Here is a 4,742-nt window from a genome sequence, read left to right as displayed (position 1 = left end):
GCCAGATATATTGATCACTTCGTCGCAAGCATGTACAAAAAAGGTGACGAATACAAAGCTTAGTCCATGATGTATACTAAGAGGATATAACGCAACCGGCAGCCCGATGGAGAACACTCCTCGGGCTGTGCGAATTGACGTGAGCATCACTTTTTCACATAATGGAGAAGAGAGATTGTAACGTTAGACAGGGAAGCGATAAACAGAGACCCTCGCTAGGAATATCAAGGCAAAGGATGTGCGGTCATGTGCGGACGTTATACAATAACCGTGACAATAGAGGAGCTGATGCTGCGGTATGATATTTATTACAAATATCCTGCGAGATACAGCCCCAAATACAATGTGGCACCCGGTCAGCAAGTCATGGCGATCGTTCATGACGGTGAGAAAAACAAGCTTGGCGAGCTGCGCTGGGGACTCGTTCCGGAATGGGCGAAAGACGAGAAGCTAGGCTATTCAATGCTGAATGCAAGGTCGGAAACACTTGCGGACAAGCCTGCGTTCCGCAAGCCCTTTGAGCGCAAACGCTGCTTGATTCCGGCAGACTCCTTCTATGACTGGAAAGGGACGGGGAAGCAGAAGCAACCTATGCGAATAATGCTGCGCAGCAAAGAGATCTTCAGTATGGCGGGGCTGTATGACACATGGACATCTCCGGATGGCAATCGCATATCCACTTGCACCGTCATTACTACGGAAGCGAACGAAATGATGGTTGATATTCATGAGCGCATGCCCGTCATTTTGCCGCGGGAGGCCGAGGCGGTTTGGTTGGACCGCAGCATAACGAACACGGATGCGCTGCGCCCGCTGCTGAAGCCATACCCGTCTGACGATATGTATGCGTACCCCGTGTCTAGTCGGGTGGGCAACGTACGCAATGATGATGAGTTATGCATAGAACCGTTAAGCCTACTGCTGTAGGCGGATTGAGAGAGAATGGGAGAGGTAAAATGAAAATACGTATGATTCTTAGCATCACCCTAGTGTTTGCCATTATTTTTGGATTGAACGGTTACATTGGCTGGCACGGTCAGGTTTTTCTAACCAACCAGTTGGGGCCTTGGTTTCATCCAGGCATATATTGGGTTGTCTTCTGGATTGTTGCCTTGTCGTATCTATTAGCATGGGCTGGTTCCAAAGTACTGCCTGCTGGTATGAAGATGGTATTAAAAATTGTCGGTTCTTACTGGTTTGCCATCATGCAGTTCGGTTTTCTGCTGCTGCCGTTGACGGACGTGGCTGCAGGATTGCTTCATCTGGCATCTGTACCTGCTGCTACATTTACGCCTATTCTTGGCTGGATAGATGTAGTGATTATTGTGCTCGTCATGATTCGTGGTTCCTACAATGCACGCAGTCCTATTCTAAGAAAGTATGAGATTACGATTCCGAAAAAAGCAGGCGACTGGGAGCAGTTACGCATCGCGGTGGCTTCTGACATCCATTTGGGATCAATTGTGGGTAATCGTCATTTGCGAAAGCTGGTGAAGCATGTTAACGGCTTAAAGCCGGATTTGATACTTCTGCCAGGAGATGTTATTGATGATGATATCAGACCGTTTATCCGCTATGATATGGGGACAACGATGCGAGAATTGCAAGCTCCACTTGGGATTTATGCCGTACTAGGCAATCATGAATACATTGGTGGCCATATTCCTGCCTTCATCGAACAGATGGACAAAATCGGTATTCGCGTGCTCCTGGATGAAACTGTACATATCCAAGATCGGTTATATCTCGTGGGCCGAAAAGACAAGGCGGCCGAACGAACGGCCGAGGGGCGAAAAGCACTTACGTCCCTGTTAGATGGGACTGACCTAGGTCAGCCTATCATTGTTATGGACCATCAACCGTATCATTTAGATAAAGCGGCGGCGGCGGGCGCTGATGTCATGCTTTCAGGACATACGCACAGGGGGCAAATTAGCCCGAATCACCTTATTACAAGAAGGCTTTTTGAGCTTGATTGGGGCTACTTGAAGAAGGGGAATCTGCATGCAATCGTTTCCTCTGGCTTTGGTACGTGGGGGCCGCCGGTTCGTCTGGGGAGCCGTTCCGAAATTATCGAGTTAATCATCCATTTTACAAGCAACGAGAGAAAAGAGGAGTAATTCTACCATGCAAGATGCAGAAAAAAAACAAATCACACCAGCTGAACTAGCTGCCGCCATGCTGCAGTTTACGATGAAAAGCATCGAAAATAGTTGGGATTCTCTAAAACCGGCAGTTGCCGCTTATTTACAAGATCCGGTTATAACGCAAGATAAAGAAGACGAACTCATAAAAGAGATTTACATAGCGGCCCTGGCGCTAGAAATTTATTGTATTCCGCATGCCTTCGAAGCAGAAATTGCTCGCTTGGTCAGCTCGGGAATGGGAGAAATGATGGCTTCAAGCAACTTGTCCGAGCATCGACTATCTGAATCTATAAGTCAACACTATCTCCCTCGCCTGGCAACCGTAGAATTATCCGCAACAGCGGATTTGGCTTTGGCGCTCGCACGAGAGGCTGCCAGCATTCTATATGACCGCTTAGATCTTCCGTTGAAGCCAATTGACCCCACGAACAGCTTGTTGTGGGTTAAGCTGTTTCCGTTTCTCGTCCAGCATGTAGGGAAATGGCCGATCCTATCCACAAACTTTGAAGTTATTCAAGAGCGGAGGTAGTCAAGGCGATGGCACAGAAAAGAGTTACTGTTTATCTATTATCCGGCTTCCTTGGGAGCGGGAAAACAACCTTATTAACCAAAGCGATTGATCATTTTACCGAAGCGGGGCGAAAGCCGGCTGTCATCATGAATGAGATCGGTGAAGTGAATTTGGATGGGCAGCTGGTTGCAAATGAAGTGCCGATGTCCGAGCTGCTGGGCGGCTGCATCTGTTGCTCGAGCCGAGGCGATCTGGCAACAGCTCTTCACGAACTGGTAACCGGGGAACAGCCTGATTTGATTTTCATAGAATCGACAGGTATCGCGAATCCAATGGAAATCATTGATGAAGTAACAGATGCCTCGCTTATCATTCCAGTGGAGCTTAAAGCAGTCATCACCGTGGTAGATGCTCCGCAATTGCTGGAGCTTAACCGGACAAGCAGGGGCAAAACATATCGCCTCATGAAGGAACAAATTCGGTGTGCCAACTTGCTTCTTTTGAATAAGACGGATCTGTTGACAGGAACGGCACTCGAAGAAGTGGATGCACTTGTGCGTGAATGGAATCCACATGCCTCCCTGCATTTTACTGTTTTTAGTCAAATTGATATGAGACTCGTTGAAATGCTCGAAGAAGAGGGATACGCTCCAACCCATTTGACTGACGAGCATACTTCACATGATCATGAATCAGCCAGAGGGACATCACACACAGAACATGACCATGCTCACGAGCACAGCAGCCACCATCATCATACTCACAGCCATGTGATGGCGTATACGCATTTTTTTGAACGTGCCGTAGATAGTAACGCTTTTGAAGAGTTTGTCAGCAAGCTTCCTCAAGAGGTGTATCGTGCTAAAGGAATTCTTAGCTTCTCGGATACATCTAGTCGGTTCTTATTTCAATATGCGTACAGGGAAATGGATTTCGTCAAAATTACGCCAAAAGGTGAGGTGCCTGATGTTGCCGTATTCATTGGGGAAAATTTCTCGAAAGATGTCGTGCGTGATGCATTGCTGAAACTAGAATCGATGCCCGAAAGCGACTCCAAGTCATAAGTGTATTCATAAGAAGAATCCCAGATCATAAAGCTGTGGGTTCTTTTTATTGTCAGTAACTATGGTATTAATCATAATTATTACTATTATGTGTTATAATGAGTGGGAGGCAGATTGGGCAAGTTTGTCGAAAGATGGATGGTCAGCTACTTGACGTAGGAGGCCAATTTACTGCACTATGTTAATAGAACAATTCATGACAGAGGAGTAATGCAAGTGGGCACTCATACACATACGATTGACGAGATGCTGAAGGCCATGGCTCAGCAGGGCTGGAGAATTACAGAGCAGYGCAGGAGTTTGGCAACATTATTTGCGGAATCTGGAAGTTATTTATCGCCGAAAGACGTTTATGAATACATGAAAATCAAATATCCTGGTGTAAGTTTCGATACGGTGTATCGTAATCTTCGATTGTTGAGCGAGATGGGCGTGCTGGAGCAGTTCCATTTGGCTGACGGATTGAAATTTAAAGCGAGCTGCTTATCCCACCATCATCACCATATGATCTGTGTGGGCTGCGAGAAGACGGTARCGTTCGAATTCTGCCCGATGAAGCTAGTCAAAGATTTGCCGGAGAGCTTTGAAATTCAAAGTCATCGGTTTGAGATATTTGGTTATTGTGCGGAATGCAAGTCGTCGGCAACCGCTGCGCCAATAGAACATTAAAAAGTCATGGAACTTCGTTCCGTGGCTTTTTTTTGGCAGAAAAGAAAGCCGGAAGCGCACCGTGTGGTGCGTTTCTCGGTTTATTTGCTTTTGGCTACGTGAAGCAGCTCAGGTACGGTGACGAAGGTATAGCCGGCTGCTTTGAGTTTCGTGATTAACGGTCCGATGGCCTGAACGGTCCCCGACAAATCCTGGCTATCAGCTCCACCGGAGTGTTGCAGGATGATAGAACCGGGCTTCGTTTGCTGCATAATGTTGTTCAGCACCTGGTCCGAGTTCAGCGATTTCCAATCAAGGGAATCTACATTCCAATTCACGATCAAATAATGGTGGTCAGCGACCCATCTGACC

Annotated in this window: 6 protein-coding genes; 5 read left to right on the top strand and 1 reads right to left on the bottom strand. The window is 47.1% G+C overall.

The window, feature by feature from the left end; all coding sequences use genetic code 11:
• Positions 1-246 precede the first annotated feature (246 nt).
• The 5 genes from AC1DUA_RS24075 to AC1DUA_RS24055 all read left to right on the top strand — a co-directional run bounded on the left by AC1DUA_RS24075 (position 247) and on the right by AC1DUA_RS24055 (position 4,391).
• Positions 247-927: an SOS response-associated peptidase gene (locus AC1DUA_RS24075; RefSeq protein WP_477502175.1), complete on the top strand. Its 681-nt coding sequence runs from the start codon at positions 247-249 to the stop codon at positions 925-927.
• 29 nt (positions 928-956) lie between these two features.
• On the top strand, positions 957-2,120 hold the full coding sequence (locus AC1DUA_RS24070) for a metallophosphoesterase (protein WP_477502174.1): 1,164 nt from the start codon (positions 957-959) through the stop codon (positions 2,118-2,120).
• Positions 2,121-2,127: 7 nt separating this feature from the next.
• Positions 2,128-2,676: a hypothetical protein gene (locus tag AC1DUA_RS24065; protein ID WP_477502173.1), complete on the top strand. Its 549-nt coding sequence runs from the start codon at positions 2,128-2,130 to the stop codon at positions 2,674-2,676.
• 8 nt (positions 2,677-2,684) lie between these two features.
• Complete coding sequence (locus tag AC1DUA_RS24060) at positions 2,685-3,722, top strand: CobW family GTP-binding protein (RefSeq protein WP_477502172.1); 1,038 nt, start codon at positions 2,685-2,687, stop codon at positions 3,720-3,722.
• Positions 3,723-3,932: 210 nt separating this feature from the next.
• Positions 3,933-4,391, top strand: coding sequence for a Fur family transcriptional regulator (locus AC1DUA_RS24055; RefSeq protein ID WP_477502171.1), 459 nt, complete (start codon positions 3,933-3,935; stop codon positions 4,389-4,391).
• A gap of 80 nt (positions 4,392-4,471) precedes the next feature.
• On the opposite strand, the gene AC1DUA_RS24050 is transcribed toward AC1DUA_RS24055, so the two are convergent.
• Positions 4,472-4,742 (bottom strand): polysaccharide deacetylase family protein (locus tag AC1DUA_RS24050; RefSeq protein WP_477502170.1); only part of this gene is annotated, 271 nt, incomplete at its 5' end.

The organism is Paenibacillus sp. 01T422 (assembly GCF_056398785.1).
This window is presented reverse-complemented; position numbering and strand designations above follow the sequence as displayed.

What these genes read in the sequence shown, in the direction of transcription:
- AC1DUA_RS24075 (WP_477502175.1), top strand. Translation starts at nt 247, where the DNA reads ATGTGCGGACGTTATACAATAACCGTGACAATAGAGGAGCTGATGCTG.
- AC1DUA_RS24070 (WP_477502174.1), top strand. Translation starts at nt 957, where the DNA reads ATGAAAATACGTATGATTCTTAGCATCACCCTAGTGTTTGCCATTATT.
- AC1DUA_RS24065 (WP_477502173.1), top strand. Translation starts at nt 2,128, where the DNA reads ATGCAAGATGCAGAAAAAAAACAAATCACACCAGCTGAACTAGCTGCC.
- AC1DUA_RS24060 (WP_477502172.1), top strand. Translation starts at nt 2,685, where the DNA reads ATGGCACAGAAAAGAGTTACTGTTTATCTATTATCCGGCTTCCTTGGG.